General features: G+C 57.2%; 15 protein-coding genes. 7 read left to right on the top strand and 8 right to left on the bottom strand.

From position 1 onward, the window contains the following. Window positions 1-83 precede the first annotated feature (83 nt). Window positions 84-965, bottom strand: a complete 882-nt coding sequence (locus tag CNE01S_RS18650; RefSeq protein ID WP_061277736.1) for an HARLDQ motif MBL-fold protein — start codon at window positions 963-965, stop codon at window positions 84-86. Between the two features lie 74 nt (window positions 966-1,039). Between CNE01S_RS18650 and CNE01S_RS18645 the strand changes: the two genes are divergently transcribed. The 4 genes from CNE01S_RS18645 to CNE01S_RS25380 all read left to right on the top strand — a co-directional run bounded on the left by CNE01S_RS18645 (window position 1,040) and on the right by CNE01S_RS25380 (window position 3,668). Further along, entirely contained in the window at window positions 1,040-1,942 is a 903-nt protein-coding gene (locus CNE01S_RS18645) for a LysR family transcriptional regulator (protein ID WP_061277751.1), read from the top strand. 66 nt (window positions 1,943-2,008) lie between these two features. Beyond that, entirely contained in the window at window positions 2,009-2,458 is a 450-nt protein-coding gene (locus tag CNE01S_RS18640; protein ID WP_061277735.1) for a winged helix-turn-helix transcriptional regulator, read from the top strand. Window positions 2,459-2,630: 172 nt separating this feature from the next. Continuing rightward, window positions 2,631-3,419, top strand: coding sequence for an SDR family NAD(P)-dependent oxidoreductase (locus CNE01S_RS18635; RefSeq protein ID WP_061277734.1), 789 nt, complete (start codon window positions 2,631-2,633; stop codon window positions 3,417-3,419). A 99-nt stretch (window positions 3,420-3,518) separates the two neighbouring features. Further along, a complete protein-coding gene (locus CNE01S_RS25380; protein WP_156479839.1) occupies window positions 3,519-3,668 on the top strand; it encodes a hypothetical protein in 150 nt (49 codons plus the stop codon). Here CNE01S_RS25380 and CNE01S_RS18630 read toward each other — a convergent pair. From CNE01S_RS18630 to folE2, 6 genes are read right to left on the bottom strand one after another with little or no spacing between them, the layout of a single operon-like run. Continuing rightward, window positions 3,665-5,014 (bottom strand): dihydroorotase, encoded by a 1,350-nt coding sequence (locus CNE01S_RS18630; RefSeq protein WP_061277733.1) that lies wholly within the window; start codon window positions 5,012-5,014, stop codon window positions 3,665-3,667. The genes CNE01S_RS25380 and CNE01S_RS18630 overlap by 4 nt on opposite strands. A gap of 31 nt (window positions 5,015-5,045) precedes the next feature. Next, a complete protein-coding gene (locus CNE01S_RS18625; protein WP_061277732.1) occupies window positions 5,046-6,044 on the bottom strand; it encodes a FecCD family ABC transporter permease in 999 nt (332 codons plus the stop codon). Next, window positions 6,044-6,994, bottom strand: coding sequence for an ABC transporter substrate-binding protein (locus tag CNE01S_RS18620; protein WP_061277750.1), 951 nt, complete (start codon window positions 6,992-6,994; stop codon window positions 6,044-6,046). The genes CNE01S_RS18625 and CNE01S_RS18620 overlap by 1 nt, the downstream gene beginning before the upstream one ends. Window positions 6,995-7,013: 19 nt before the next feature. Further along, entirely contained in the window at window positions 7,014-7,805 is a 792-nt protein-coding gene (locus CNE01S_RS18615) for an ABC transporter ATP-binding protein (RefSeq protein ID WP_061277731.1), read from the bottom strand. Window positions 7,806-7,807: 2 nt separating this feature from the next. Next, window positions 7,808-8,368, bottom strand: coding sequence for an LbetaH domain-containing protein (locus CNE01S_RS18610; protein ID WP_039301689.1), 561 nt, complete (start codon window positions 8,366-8,368; stop codon window positions 7,808-7,810). Further along, window positions 8,358-9,287: a GTP cyclohydrolase FolE2 gene (gene folE2 / locus CNE01S_RS18605; RefSeq protein WP_061277749.1), complete on the bottom strand. Its 930-nt coding sequence runs from the start codon at window positions 9,285-9,287 to the stop codon at window positions 8,358-8,360. Before folE2 ends, CNE01S_RS18610 begins: the two co-directional genes overlap by 11 nt. A gap of 248 nt (window positions 9,288-9,535) precedes the next feature. Here folE2 and CNE01S_RS18600 point away from each other — a divergent pair, with 248 nt between their 5' ends. The 3 genes from CNE01S_RS18600 to CNE01S_RS18590 are packed head-to-tail and all read left to right on the top strand — an operon-like array spanning window position 9,536 to window position 12,712. Beyond that, complete coding sequence (locus CNE01S_RS18600; RefSeq protein ID WP_061277730.1) at window positions 9,536-10,147, top strand: methylthioribulose 1-phosphate dehydratase; 612 nt, start codon at window positions 9,536-9,538, stop codon at window positions 10,145-10,147. 43 nt (window positions 10,148-10,190) lie between these two features. Then, window positions 10,191-11,687 carry an FGGY-family carbohydrate kinase gene (locus CNE01S_RS18595; RefSeq protein WP_061277729.1) on the top strand — a complete coding sequence of 499 codons (1,497 nt, stop codon included), beginning with the start codon at window positions 10,191-10,193 and terminating at the stop codon, window positions 11,685-11,687. Next, on the top strand, window positions 11,684-12,712 hold the full coding sequence (locus tag CNE01S_RS18590) for a 2-hydroxyacid dehydrogenase (RefSeq protein WP_061277728.1): 1,029 nt from the start codon (window positions 11,684-11,686) through the stop codon (window positions 12,710-12,712). Before CNE01S_RS18595 ends, CNE01S_RS18590 begins: the two co-directional genes overlap by 4 nt. 32 nt (window positions 12,713-12,744) lie before the next feature. On the opposite strand, the gene CNE01S_RS18585 is transcribed toward CNE01S_RS18590, so the two are convergent. Next, a complete protein-coding gene (locus CNE01S_RS18585) occupies window positions 12,745-13,689 on the bottom strand; it encodes a carbohydrate kinase family protein (protein WP_061277727.1) in 945 nt (314 codons plus the stop codon). Window position 13,690 lies beyond the last annotated feature (1 nt).

The raw sequence follows: 13,690 nt of genomic DNA, 5'->3' as shown, positions 1-13,690 counted from the left end.
AGGGAGTGATTAATAAAATGTGAAGAATATATTGTGACAGAAAAATGACAGCCGACCTGCCTGGCGGATCGCAAAAAGCCCTATTATTCCGTTTGTTGTTTCAGCTGCGCTTCAAAGCGCTGCCGGGAGAGATCCACATAGCGTTGTAAACCGTCCCTGTCGATAAACGCGTTGCTATCTCCGGCGGCAAGCCGGGCCTGTTTCTCCGCCAGGCCGAAGCGCTCTCCTTTATTCGCCACAAAAATGTCGACCTTCTGCGCGGCAAGTGTGGCAAAGCTATGGCGAATATCGCCCACCAGCGTCGGATAGTTTTTATTCGCCACCAGATAGTAGTCCGGCGTAGCCAGGCTGTCGGCGTAGATAAGCCTGCTGCCGCCGGGCAGAGTAAACAACCATGAAGTACTGCCCGGCAGGTGCCCCGGCGTCAGCAGCGCCGTCGCGGTCACACCGCCGAGCGTCAGCGTCTCGCGATCGTGAATAATTTTATCCGTACTTACCGGCGGAAACGGCAGCGCGTCCCCAAGCGCAAAGTCCTCTTTTCCTCCTCGCGCCATTTGCTCTGCATTCGCCTTACTGGCAACCAGTTTCGCCCCGCTCCACCGCTTCAGTTTGGCTATCCCTCCGGCCTGATCGAGCCGGGCGTGACTATTGAGGATGTACCTCACGTCGCGAATATCAAAACCCAGAGAAGTCATATTCTCTTTGATGCCGCTGGCGCTGGCATCCAGCGCGCCGTCCACCAGGATATGGCCCTCAGGCGTGGTAATCAGAATGGACGAGAGGTTTTCGGTGCCGACATACCAGACATTTTCTGCCATGCGGAATGGTTTAACCGGTTTGGCCCAACCCTCAAAAAGCGAATAAGGCGGCGCGGCGGACAGCGGTTGCGTTGGGTTTAGTGCCGCAATGCTGCCGGCAGAGAAGGTCGAAATCATGCAGATAAACAACAGGCTATAACGGTTCACGGGTGGCTCCTTTTTGTCAGGAGGCGCAGTATACTGCCGGGCAATTTAGTCCGATGCAATTGAGAATTCATATCGTGAATATCCTGCAATTAGACATGAACCTGCTGAAGGTGCTGTACGTGATGTTAACCACTGGCTCAACCAGCCGAACGGCACAGAAGCTGGCTCTTAGCCCGTCCGCAGTCAGCCATGCTCTTGCCCGCCTGCGTGACGCGCTGGGCGATCCGCTCTTTCGCCGGGAGGGAAATACCCAGGTTCCCACGCCTTATGCACTCGGCATAAAAGAGCGTCTCATCCCGCTCTTTGTCTCCCTCAATGAAGAGTTATTTGGTGAAGAACACACGGAGGAGCGCCGTTTTCGTCTTGTCCTGCCCCCGGCGCTTAACGTATTACTCACCCCTGAACTCGCCCGCAAAGGGCATCAGGCCGGGGCTATGATTGAATGCCTGACGTTTGAACGGCGGGCGTGGCGGGATGAGCTGCTGGAAGGCAAAATAGATTTGCTGCTTGCCGTCGGCGATCATCAAAAACGCGTCAGCGCCCTGCATTATGAACGTATAGGCAGCACGCGGCTGATCGCCGTTTTCGGCCAGCCGCTGTGCTCCAGACTCAGCGGGCGGGAAACCCTGGCCTTTGACGAGCTGGCGCAATTTGAACATTTTTATTGTCACCCCTGGCCGCAGGACATTAACGAACTCGATCGCCAGCAGGCGCGTGCCGGGTTTGGGCGCCGCCTGGCATTTATCTGTAGCGACTATGGCCAGCTTGCTCCGGCCTTGCGTAACGCCCCGCTGATGGCTATTGTGCCTGCCCCGTGGTTTGATACCCTGAATGACAAAGCCCAGCTTTTTACGCTGCCGCTTTCCGGAGAACAGGCCATCGGCAGCCTGTTTTTGCAGTACCGGACGTCCACCGTGGAATGGAAGCAGCGTCTGATAGACGGCCTGCGCCGCACGCTGGCCGCCTGGTATCATTGAAATTACCGCTCAGCCTCTCAACAAAAAGTTTTATAATAGAACCTGACAAGCCCATCGGGAGGAATGATGAAACGCAAAAGCCTTGAAGACAGCGTCTGTTCGGTTGCCCGCACGCTGGACGTGATCGGCGACTGGTGGTCACTGCTTATCGTGCGCGATGCGCTGAACGGCATGTCTCGCTTCGGTGAATTCCAAAAGAACCTCGGCATCGCCAAAAATATGCTGACTGTTCGCCTCAAACAGCTCGTCGACAACGGCATTTTTGAGCTTCGCCCGGCCTCGGACGGCAGCGCCTGGAGCGAGTACGTGCTGACGGAGAAAGGCCGGGCGCTGCAAACCGTGCTGGCCGCCCTTTCCCAGTGGGGCTGCGAAAATCTGTATGCTAAAGACGAGACGCGCAGCGTGCTGGTAGACAGCCAGCAGCATCGCCCCATCCGCAAGCTGACCTTACAGGCCGAAGACGGCCGCGAGCTGCAGTCGGGCGAAATCGTCACTCAGGCACGCCCTTCCTCCTGACCACTAAGCATCTGTTATTCAGGTGCTTACTGATTTCCTCTTTATCAATTCCTGCGCATAACAAAAAAATCACCTCAATTTGGTTGCATAATAAAACCAACATATTTACATTCACCTCATGGTTTCATTATGAAACCAAACCAATGTTATTCGACTTCTTGTGAGGTGTTTTATGGCTAACTCCCGTTCTGTCGCGGTAATTACCGGCGCGTCTTCCGGTATTGGTGCGGTTTATGCCGATCGTTTCGCGGCCCGTGGTTTTGATTTACTGCTGGTTGCCCGGCGCGAAGATCGCCTGCGCGATCTGGCCGCAAAGCTTGAAGCCCGCCACGGCATAGCCGTGACTACGCTAAAAGCCGATCTGGTTAACGACCAGGACATCGCTGCCGTTGAGGAGGCGCTTAAAGATCCACGCATCAGCGTGCTGGTTAACAACGCAGGCACCGCCCACAGCGCAGCGTTTACCGCCGCCAGCGTGGAACAGCATCAGGCACTTATCACGCTGAACATCACGGCGTTAACTCGCCTGAGCCATGCCGCCCTGCTTAATTTCCAGCAAAAGAACAGCGGCACACTGATCAATATCTCGTCGATTCTGGCAGTACAGAGCTGGGTGGGTAGCGCGGTATACAGCGGCACAAAAGGCTATGTTTTGAACCTGACGAAAGTTCTGCAGGCCGAAGCGGCCGGTACCGGCATTCGTATTCAGGCGGTGCTGCCGGCGGCCACGGCAACGGAAATTTGGGATCGCGCTGGCGTGTCGGTGGACTCGCTGCCGGAAGGTGCGGTGATGAAAGTGGATGATTTGGTGGATTCTGCGCTGGCGGGGCTGGATAGCGGTGAAGCGGTCACCATCCCGCCATTACACGATCTCAGCCTGTGGGAAACCTATGCCACTACGGCGCAGGCCATGTTTGATGCAGCAGGTGTAGGCACACCCGCCCCTCGCTACGCCCGCTAGTTTACCAGGGCAGATGTCCGGCGGCATCTGCCCATCATTTACTGACAGGCCGTAATGTCTCGCTATAATGGGGCAAATTCCTGCCAATATGATGCTGTGATGAAACTGTTTTACTATTCAGCCGCCGGAATGGTTGCCGCGCTGATTGTGCTCTGGGGAGCGCTGATCGTGGACAGCGCCAATATCCTGCAACAAATGTCTGAGCTAATGCATTACATCGAAGATCTGTTCAACCCTCGCGAACGTTAGCGGTTAAACGCCAGCGCATGACCGTAAATTCCCTCGGCAACGGACTCGCCATCCCAGACAAGCCGCCCGTTCACCAACGTGCTTTCAACCGCGCCGCCCTGCAAGGTGTGCCCTTCGAAGGGTGACCAGCCGCATTTGTAGGCAATGTTGCCGCTCTCAATGCTGATTCGTTTCCACGGGTTGATCACCGCCAGATCGGCCCAGTAACCTTCCCGGATATAACCGCGATCCTTAATCTGAAAGCGCTCGGCCACCGCATGACTGGTTTTTCTGACGATAAGTTCAGGTGTAAAGATCCCTCTGGCACACATATCCAGCAACGCGGGCAGCGCATGCTGCACCAGCGGCAATCCCGAAGGTGCAGAGAAATAATCATTCTGCTTTTCCGCCAGTAAATGCGGCGCATGATCGGTCGCAATAATATCAATCACGCCCGCCTTAACCGCCTGCCATAGCGCCCGCTGGTGTTCCTGGCCCTTCACCGACGGGTTGCACTTCAGCCTGTGCCCCAGCGCCGTGTAATCATCCTGATTAAAATAGAGGTGATGGATACAGGCTTCCGCCGTAATCGTTTTTCTGCGTAAGGCTTCAAGCGTGGGCGCGGGCTCAAACAGCGCCAGCTCATCGGCCGTGGTGACATGCAGCACATGAAGCCGCGTGCCGTGTTTTTTAGCCAGCGCAACCGCCCGGGACGAAGACAACAGGCAGGCCTCTACCGAGCGAATGGCCGCATGTTCTGCAGCCGGGATCTGCTCCCCATATCGCTCTCGCCACAGCGCCTCATTACGTTTAATGGTCGGCGTATCTTCGCAATGCGTGGCCACCAGCCCTGGCGCATGCTGGAAAATGGCCTCCAGGATACGTTCATCATCCACCAGCATGTTGCCGGTGGAGGCCCCCATAAATACTTTCACGCCGCAGGCCGCATCGGCTGACAGCGCCTTAAGTTCTTCAAGATTGTCGTTAGTGGCGCCAAAATAGAAACTGTAATTCGCCAGTGAGCATGCGGATGCCCGCTGAAATTTGCCTTCCAGCGCCTGTCTTGTGGTGGTTGGCGGCGAAACGTTGGGCATTTCCATATAGCTGGTGATCCCGCCCATCACCGCCGCGCGTGACTCACTGGCTATCGTGCCCTTATGCATCAACCCCGGTTCGCGAAAATGCACCTGATCGTCAATCATGCCCGGCAGCAGCCATTTCCCGGCAAGATCGAGCACGCTCCACGTTGAGCGAGCCGTAATCGCAGCGGCTATTTTTTCAATTCGCCCATCCACGATGAGTAAATCGCCCTGGTAACGCCGATCCTCATTCATCATCAGCGCGTTGGTCAGTAACAGAGGTTTCATTAGTCGTTTTCTCCGGCTTAAAAAGGCTGCGCTAGCGTCGGGCAACCATCACAACGATAAACAGCCCGCCAATTCCGGCGGTAATAATGCCGATGGGCAGCTCCTGCGGCGCAACCAGCACACGGCTAACCAAATCGCCGCCGCACAATAAACAGGCCCCGGCCAGGGCGCACAAAGGCAGCAGTCTGGCATGCTTAATGGCGGAAAAATGTCGGCAGAGATGCGGCACCATCAGCCCGACAAAGCCAATCACGCCGGTCAGCGCCACGAAAATGGCGGTAGAAAATGCGCAGCACAGAAAGATTTCGGTGCGCAGGCGGTTGACGTTGATACCGAGCGAAAATGCCGTGCGATCGCCCGCGAGTAATCCATCCAGCGACCGCCATCTCAGCAGGCAAAATGTGGCTAACAGCAGCAAGCCGCCCAGTGCAAATCCCAGGTTATCCCACCGAGCCAGCCCCAGGCCGCCGAGCGACCAAAACAATACCGAGCTGGCGGTGCGCTGGTCACCGGCAAATATCAGGTAGCTGGTTAATGCCCCGAACAAAAAGGAGATGGCCAGCCCACAGATGATCAGCGTTTCCGCTCCCCGCTCGCGCTTGAGTTGGAACAAGGACAGCACCGCAAGGGAAGAAAGCAGCCCGCCGCAAAAGGCCGCCACCGGCAGCGTCCAGCCGCCGAAGAAGTCGCCAAAACGGGTAAAAACCAGCACCGCACCGGCGGAGGCGCCCGAAGAAAGCCCGAACAAAAAAGGATCCGCCAGCTCATTGCGCGTGGCGGTTTGCAGCAAAGCGCCGACCACGGCAAGCCCCGCCCCGGTCATCAGGGCCAGCAGTGTTCTTGGGAGCCGGATATCCAGCACAATGCCGCGAATCATCGGTGAAACGTCCGTCGCAGTGGGCTGCAGCGCGCTTGCCACCTGATGCAGACACAGCCGGACAGCGCCCTCAGTCAGACTAAGCGCCGCAAAAAGTACGATCAGAAACACGGCCAGGCACGCGGCCCGGCAGTAACGGGAAACTATAAACATCACTGTGCCGCGAACAGAACGTGAGCGAGCTTCTCAACCGCGGCGATATTTGCCGGGCCGGGCGTCAATTCGGCGTACTGCAGCTTCAGGTAACGGTGCTGTTTAACCGCCGGGGTGAGCTTCATCAGCGGGTGGCGCTCAAGGAACAGGCGCAGCGAATCAGCCCCACCGCCGTTTTGGTAATCCAGCAGGATAATCACGTCCGGCTCAGTCGCCGCAACGCTTTCCCAGGATGTTGTGCCCCAGCTGGTGTCCAGCCCTTCCATTGCGTTTTTGCCACCTGCGGCCTCGATAATGGCCTGCGGCATGGCATATTTTCCGCTAGTAAACGGCTTGTCTTCCCCGGAGTCATAAACAAAGACTTTCGGCGGCACTGCGCCTGGCTGCGCTTTGGGGAGGGCAGCCAGCCGCGCCTTCCAGCCATCAACCAGCTTTTGAGCAGCCTCTGCCTTACCAAATATTTTGCCCAGCGTAAGCTCATCGTTATAGAGCAGATCCAGGGTCGCTTTGGTTTTGCTTTCGCCGGAAATGGCGCAGCTTTCGCTGAGCACAAATGTTTTGATGCCGTATTTCGCCAGGCTTTGGGGAGTTACATCGCCCCCCACCTTCATGCCGTAATTCCAGCCGGCAAAGAAGAAGTCTGGTTCGGCGGCCAGCAGCGTTTCAAGCGAGGGATATTTGGGCGCAAGCTCAGGGATCGTCCCCATTTGCTGCTTAAATTCTGGCGTCATTTTGTACCAGCCTGAGATGCCCGTCAGACCCACAATCTGCGGTTGCAAATGGAGGGCGAAAGCCATTTCTGACATGTTCAGGTCATTTATTACCGCACGCTTAGGCGCCGCGTTAAACACCACGGGTTTGCCGCAGCTAGTAATGGTCACCGGGAAGCCGGAGGCAAGCGCTGTAAAGGAGGTAAAAGCAAGCAAAAAGCCGGTAGCGATTTTTAACATCATAACGATCCCTGAAAAGTTACCGTGGGCGTGAAGGTTCAAAAAAACGGACTCGTCTGCCTTGTTGGCCAGGATGGTCGACGGTAAAGCTGTCGAGGCCGAAAACGGGGCGAAGGGTTTCGGTACTCAGGGCAGCGTCAGGCACGTTAAAAGCCCGCTGTTGCCCCGCAGACAAAATAAGAACCTTGTCGGCAAACCCTTCGATTAAGTTGAGATCGTGCAAGACGGCAATAACCGTGGTACCACGAGCTTTCACCAGCATCAGCAGTTCTTCCCGCGCCGCCAGGTCAAGGTGGTTGGTCGGTTCATCCAACAACAGCAGCCGTGAAGTTTGCGCCAGCGTTCGCGCCAGAATCGCCCGCTGCCGTTCACCGCCGGACAGGCAGGCCAGCGATTTATGCCGCATCCCAAGCACACCCACCTCTTTCATCGCCCCACAGACAATGCAGCGATGTTCTGGCTCAGGCATATCCCGGGCAAAAGGCAGCCGCCCAAGTGCGACATAATCTTCGATGGACAGGCGCAAATCAGGGAGATCGTTTTGCGACATCACCGCCACGAGCTTCGCCCGCAGCAGCGGGTTGAGCTTATTTAAGGGGCGGCCCGCAAGCGTTATCTCCCCTTCAATCTTTAGCTCCTGACTCAGCGCCCGCAGCAGCGACGTTTTGCCGCTACCGTTGGGCCCAATCACCGTGAGCCGCTCGCCTTTAAGCAGCTGAAAATTTATCGCTACCGGCCAGGACTCGCCCTGCGGACGGGCAATCGATCGCAGGGAAACGCTCAGCTCTGGCTCTGCGGATGAAAGATGCATACTCAGAACTCATTGCGCAGCAGCTGGTAACCTTCCACCAGCTTGACGTTGGTGTTCGCCACCTCTTCTGAAAACTGCACCGAGGCAGGGTCAACGCGTGAATATTGGGTTAAATCAGAGTCCGGCCCCACGCGTTCGGTGGACGGAATATAGGTTTGCTTCGGCAGCGTGACGCCATCCACCACGGCGTTATAGCGAATGACGCAGCCGGTTTGTACGTGGCAGTTGAACAGCACGCTGTTGAAGCCGATAAATACGCGCTCATCGACCCGACAAGGGCCGTGGACAATTGCCCGGTGAGCAATTGACGTGCCGCTGCCAATAGTGACCGGGGCACCACTTTTAGAGTGAATCACTACGCCGTCCTGAATATTCGAATGGGAATGGATAACGATAGGATCCATATCCCCTTCGGCGTTCAGTTCGTCGGCGCGGATCACCGCATAAGGCCCGACATACACATAGTCATGAATAATGACCCGGCCACAAATGACCGCCGTAGGGTCGATATACGCTTTGGGAGAGACCTGTGGCAGGTGGCCGGAGGGATTTTTACGCAACATGGTGATTTCCTGTCCAGTGAATATGAGCCACCGCATTGTGCGCATGGAGGCTTTCCTGATGCTCAACGCGGAGGGTAAAAGCGGCGCTGAAAGGCGCGTCCAGCATCGCCTTGTTCAGGCGGCGAGCGGCGTCTTCGCAAAACATCAAATTTTGTCCGTTGGCCAGGGCGAAAGCCTGTTCGTCGCCGCGCTTAACCACCGTCTGCACCGCCGTTCCAAGCGCGGCCTCGCCGCGGTCGATAAGCTCCTCGAAAGGCAGCGTGGCAACATCCGGCTTCAACTGGCAGCCAATCCATGCCCAGCTTCTCTGGCTGTGGGGCGTGCCCGGCATCCCCTTTTCGCCCAGCCAGGCCATCATTTCTTCAACAGAGATGTTGTCGCTTCGCCCGGCAAAGTCCCGCTGAAACTGCTGCTGGGCGAGATTACGGCTGAGCGCCGCCGATGCGGGACAGGTAGATGAATAAGGCATCCCCACTCGCAGCGTGACGGTAAACGTTTCTCCACGCTCTGCCTGCACGCGGATGGGATAAGCCTTCCAGCCAAAGTGATTAGAGGTTAAAGATCGGCGGGACAGCAGCAGCTCGCCCGCAATTTCAACGCTCGCGCGGTTGCTGCTGCGCTGGTGAGAAACCAGAAATTTACCCAGCAAATTGCGCAGCGCGGCAGGCGTAACCTCGCCCTGGGTTAGCTCGTCCAGCAGCAGATAAAGTCGGGACATGTGGATCCCCTTCTCGGCTTCCGGCGTGCTGAGCAGATTAATGCCTGCGCTAACTTTGGCCGTCAGCGGGCGTCCGGCAATCTCAACCGGAAGATCGATCTGTTCCATGCCGACCCAGGACAGGGCCGTGTCGAATTCGTGGCTTCTGAGTGACTGAATATCAGGCAGCGTTTTAGGGCATAACATTGAGGTGACCGTCATAGCACGCATCGTCTTACCGTTAATTTGTTACGTTATAACATAACAAAACCAATGTATGCAAAGCGACGTTTCGACTGTAAAGCGAAACCGCCCAGTCACAGGAGAAAACTCGGTGAAAAACCGCTGATTTGCTCGATATATCTTATAACCCGGCAAGTGTTGCCCGTGTGTTCACACAATGATAGCATCATGTAAACAGCCATTTAGACGGCTAGACAGTTAAACTAAAAAGCATTGAGGAATACCGTATGTGGCAAGAAAGACTCGCGCAATTGGTCACCACCTGTCATTGGATTGGCGCTAAAGGCTGGGCTCCGGCGACGGGCGGCAATATGTCTATTCGTCAGGATGCCGAGTGGTGCTGGCTGAGTGAATCCGGCCGCGACAAAGGCAGCCTGACCAGCGAGGATTTCCTTCAGGTAGACATTGCCACTAATCAAGCCCCATCCGGGCGTAAACCTTCTGCCGAAACCGGGCTGCACACGCTGGTTTATCGTCTCTTTCCGGAGGCAAACGTGGTGCTTCACGTTCACACCGTGAACGCCACCGTCCTGTCGCGGATTGAGAAAGGCCCTGCCCTGAACATCAGCGGCTATGAAATGCAAAAAACCCTTACCGGCCAGCAGACGCACCTCAACACGGTGCCGATTGCCATCTTCGATAACGATCAGGACATCGACGCGCTGGCAAAACGCATTGAACAGCATGCCAAACAGACGCCCCTAAACTACGGTTTCCTGCTGCGCGGTCACGGCCTGACCTGCTGGGGCAAAGACGTTGCAGAGGCGCGCCGCCAGCTCGAAGGGCTTGAATTCCTGTTTGAATGCGAAATGCAGCGCCGCCTGTACGAGCGTGATTAACCGTCGTATTCCTGTTTCTGTTCGCTAGCGTGAGGCTTGAGGTATGGAGTATTTCCTGGGTATTGATATCGGCACGTCGCGGGTAAAAGCCGTGCTGTTTGACAGCAATTTCCATGCGGTGGCCAGCGCGGCGGAAAACACCTCGCCAACCCTTTCCCCTCAGGGCTACGCCGAGCAGGACATGGAGCAGCTTTGGCAGTCGGTCGTGCGCACGCTGCGGGAAGTGGCCGACTGCCCGGCACTCCAACAGGGCAAACTCAAAGCAATCGGTCTGGCGGGCCAGGGCGAAGGCGTCTGGCTAAGCGACAAAAACGGTAATCCGGTTGGCCCGGGCATACTCTGGAGCGACACCCGCAGCCGGGCGCTGATGGACGAACTTCTGCAGTCCCCGGATCTGGACAAAGCCCTGTTCGATGAAACAGGCTCTCAGCTGCAGCCTTGTAACACCAGCCTGCAGCTCTGCTGGCTCAAGCGAAATCAGCCCGAACGCCTGGCCGCCGCCGACTATATTTTCTTCGCCAAGGACTGGATTCGCTTTCGCCTGACCCAGGTCGCCGCTCTTGAGCTGACGGATACCAGCGCTTCGCTGCTGAACCAGTCAACCGGCGAGATTTCCGATTTCGCCCTGCAGGCTCTGGGTATTGATTTTCTGAAAAACCGTTTTCCGCCCCTGCTTCGCCCTGACGCCCAGGCAGGTAGCTTAAGCGAAGCCGCCGCCCTGCTTTGTGGCCTGCCGCCTGAGACACCGGTTGCCGCAGGTGCGCTGGACGTATGCAGCGCCGCGCTAGGCTGTGGCGCGATTCATGACGGCGATATTTACACCATTCTCGGCACCACCTGCTGCACAGGCGTCGTTTGCCACGGGCGAGAAACCGTCAGCAGCGGCACCCGTTTTGTGACCCATACCGAACGAGGCAGCTTTATTAACCTGTTCCCGATGCAGGCCGGAACGCCAAATATCGACTGGCTGCAGCAGCATATTTCCCTGACGCCGGACTTAGTGGCGCTGGAACAAGAGATTGCCGCTATTCCGCCGGGCAGCGGCGGCGTTTTCTGGCAGCCTTACCTGAACGGCGAACGCGCCCCGTTTTACAGCCCCACCGCCCGCGCAGGTTTTTTTGGCGTTGACCAGCACACGTCCCGCGCGGCGCTTCAACGCGCCGTTTTTGAAGGGCTGGCCTATGCCATTGTGGATTCGCTGACGGGCTATGCCAGCGAAGGCGACCTGTATCTCACCGGCGGCGGAGCAGCTTCCGCCACCTGGCTGCAAATTATCGCCGACTGCACCGGACGCACGGTCATCGCCAGCCACTTTAACGAACTCAGCGCCCGAGGCGCGGCGCTGCTTGCCGCCCGCAGCGTTGATGCGCTGGAACGCTATCCGGCAATCGAACAAACCCGCTATCTGCCCCAGCCTCAGGCCCATGCCGCCTATCGGGCACTGTTCCCGGTATTCCGCCTGCTGCGCGAACAGCTCCAGCCGGTATGGCAGGCCAGGCACCAGGCCTTACAAAGTCTCTCTCAGGATAATGCACAATGAAAATCGTCTTTACCGCCGAGTATGCAGGCAGCCTTGAACCCTTTAGCCAGCTTGGCGAACTGGTTGTCGAGGGCTGGGCCATCGGCAAACCTAAGCTTCAGGCATCAGAGATTATCGACCTGGCCCACGACGCTGGGGTGATTGTTACCAGCTATGACGACATTACCGCCGAAGTAATAAACAGCTGCCCTAACCTGAAGGTTATCGCCTGCACCCGCGCTAACCCGGTCAACATTGACGTTCAGGCTGCTCGGGCACGTAACATCACCGTGCTTTACACGCCAGGACGCAACGCCGATGCTGCAGCAGAACTCACGCTGGGCCTGATGCTCGGCCTGATGCGCCACATTCCGCAGTCGCATGCGGCCCTTAAGCGCGGGGAGTTTACCCGTGAAAACCAAAGCGAGCAGCAAACCCAGTCCGGCCTGCGCAAAGATGTGGTGTGGGACGTTAGCCCGGAAAGTCCGTACGAAGTTTTTAAGGGCGGAGAATTACGGAATAAAACGCTGGGGCTGATTGGCTACGGCAATATTGGCCGCCGCGTGGCGCGTATTGCCCGCGCTTTCGGGATGAATATTTTGGTGGTAGATCCGTTTGTCGCCGCCGAAGATATCGACGAGCCAGGTCTGCATAAAACCACGCTGGAAGCGCTGTTCCGCGAGTCAGATATTGTTAGTCTGCACCTGAGCAGCGGGCCGCACAGCGAGGGCCTGGTCAATGCCTCTCTGCTGCAAAGCATGAAGCCGGGCGCGAAGTTAATCAACACCTCCCGCGCCTCCGTGGTTGTGGAAACCGACCTCATCGAAGCCTTACGCCATGGGCCACTCGGCGGCGCGGCGCTGGACGTTTACCACCAGGAACCGCTGTGGCGTAATCACCCGTTTATCAGCGAGCTGGATAACGTCATTATTACGCCGCACATCGCCGGCGCCACCCGCGAAAGCATCCAGAAGCACACCGCGATGATTGCCGCCGATCTCCAGCGCTTTGTTGCCGGAGAGCCGCTGCTATACGCCTGGCACTAACCAAAAAAACAGGCCTTAAGGCCTGTTTTTTATTACGCCAGCAAAGGCGTGGTCGCCATAAAATCCTGCAGATGTTCCCAGTTCACCACGCCAGCGTCGGAGCCTAATCCGGTCGCTACCAGCGCGGCGGTTGCGGAAGCGACCCTGCAGGCCTCTTTTACGGAAAGCCCCCGCGCGAGCGCAGCGATAAACCCACCGCAGTAGCCGTCGCCGCAGCCGGTTGTGTCGCTCGCCGTGACGCTATAGGCCGGGATATGGTGTTTTTCCTCCCGGCTGAACAGCCAGGAGCCGCGCACTCCGTCTTTAAAAATGCAGCATCTCGCGCCCAGCGAGAGGAAGAAATCAGCAATTTCTGCTGGCTCCACAAGCCCGGAGATAAACGCCGCTTCTTCGAGCGCGGGCATAAAATAATCCACATGCGGCAACAGCGGGCGTAATAGCGCCAGCGTATTTTCATCAGGGGCGATTAAATCAAAACTGGTGATGACTCCTCGCGCTTTCGCCGCGGCCAGCAAACGGACGCTCTGGCCAGAGTCCATGGCCGCCAGCAGCCCGGTGCCGCCGTGGTGCAGATAAAGAGTGTCCAGCACCTTATCGAAATCGGCCTCGGCGACGAACAGCTCGTCTGACGCGCCCCGGCAATGCAGCGCGGGCCGCTCGCCGTTGGGGCGAATGGGCAGAATCGTCGCCGACGTCTCTATGTGTGACGTGCGCTGAATGAGCGAACAGTCAATGCCCAGGCGGCGATAGTTGCCCAGAATAAATTCGGCTTTTTCGTCCTCGCCCAGGCAGGCCACGGTTGAAGTACGGATCCCCAGTTTAGCGGCGTTTACCAAGGCCCCGGCCGCTGTCCCCGCCGGGTTCAGGCGAATTTGCTCGATAAACTGCACGCCGCCGCCCGGGGGGATCTCCACTACAGGGCGACCAGCAATATCAAGGATGGTCAGCCCCACGAAAACGGCATCAAATTTGCTCATA

Source organism: Cedecea neteri NBRC 105707 = ATCC 33855 (assembly GCF_001571265.1).
Classification (GTDB): Bacteria; Pseudomonadota; Gammaproteobacteria; order Enterobacterales; family Enterobacteriaceae; genus Cedecea; species Cedecea neteri.
Note: the sequence above shows the minus strand (reverse complement) of the source record. Positions and strands in the feature narration are given on the sequence as shown.

Bases quoted from the DNA above. Each gene is read 5' to 3' on its own strand.
- CNE01S_RS25380 (WP_156479839.1), top strand. From the start codon at position 3,519: ATGAAACTGTTTTACTATTCAGCCGCCGGAATGGTTGCCGCGCTGATT.
- CNE01S_RS18620 (WP_061277750.1), bottom strand. From the start codon at position 6,994: ATGTTAAAAATCGCTACCGGCTTTTTGCTTGCTTTTACCTCCTTTACA.
- CNE01S_RS18600 (WP_061277730.1), top strand. From the start codon at position 9,536: ATGTGGCAAGAAAGACTCGCGCAATTGGTCACCACCTGTCATTGGATT.
- CNE01S_RS18615 (WP_061277731.1), bottom strand. From the start codon at position 7,805: ATGCATCTTTCATCCGCAGAGCCAGAGCTGAGCGTTTCCCTGCGATCG.
- CNE01S_RS18625 (WP_061277732.1), bottom strand. From the start codon at position 6,044: ATGTTTATAGTTTCCCGTTACTGCCGGGCCGCGTGCCTGGCCGTGTTT.
- CNE01S_RS18585 (WP_061277727.1), bottom strand. From the start codon at position 13,689: ATGAGCAAATTTGATGCCGTTTTCGTGGGGCTGACCATCCTTGATATT.
- CNE01S_RS18590 (WP_061277728.1), top strand. From the start codon at position 11,684: ATGAAAATCGTCTTTACCGCCGAGTATGCAGGCAGCCTTGAACCCTTT.
- CNE01S_RS18610 (WP_039301689.1), bottom strand. From the start codon at position 8,368: ATGTTGCGTAAAAATCCCTCCGGCCACCTGCCACAGGTCTCTCCCAAA.
- CNE01S_RS18635 (WP_061277734.1), top strand. From the start codon at position 2,631: ATGGCTAACTCCCGTTCTGTCGCGGTAATTACCGGCGCGTCTTCCGGT.
- folE2 (WP_061277749.1), bottom strand. From the start codon at position 9,287: ATGACGGTCACCTCAATGTTATGCCCTAAAACGCTGCCTGATATTCAG.
- CNE01S_RS18630 (WP_061277733.1), bottom strand. From the start codon at position 5,014: ATGAAACCTCTGTTACTGACCAACGCGCTGATGATGAATGAGGATCGG.
- CNE01S_RS18640 (WP_061277735.1), top strand. From the start codon at position 2,009: ATGAAACGCAAAAGCCTTGAAGACAGCGTCTGTTCGGTTGCCCGCACG.
- CNE01S_RS18595 (WP_061277729.1), top strand. From the start codon at position 10,191: ATGGAGTATTTCCTGGGTATTGATATCGGCACGTCGCGGGTAAAAGCC.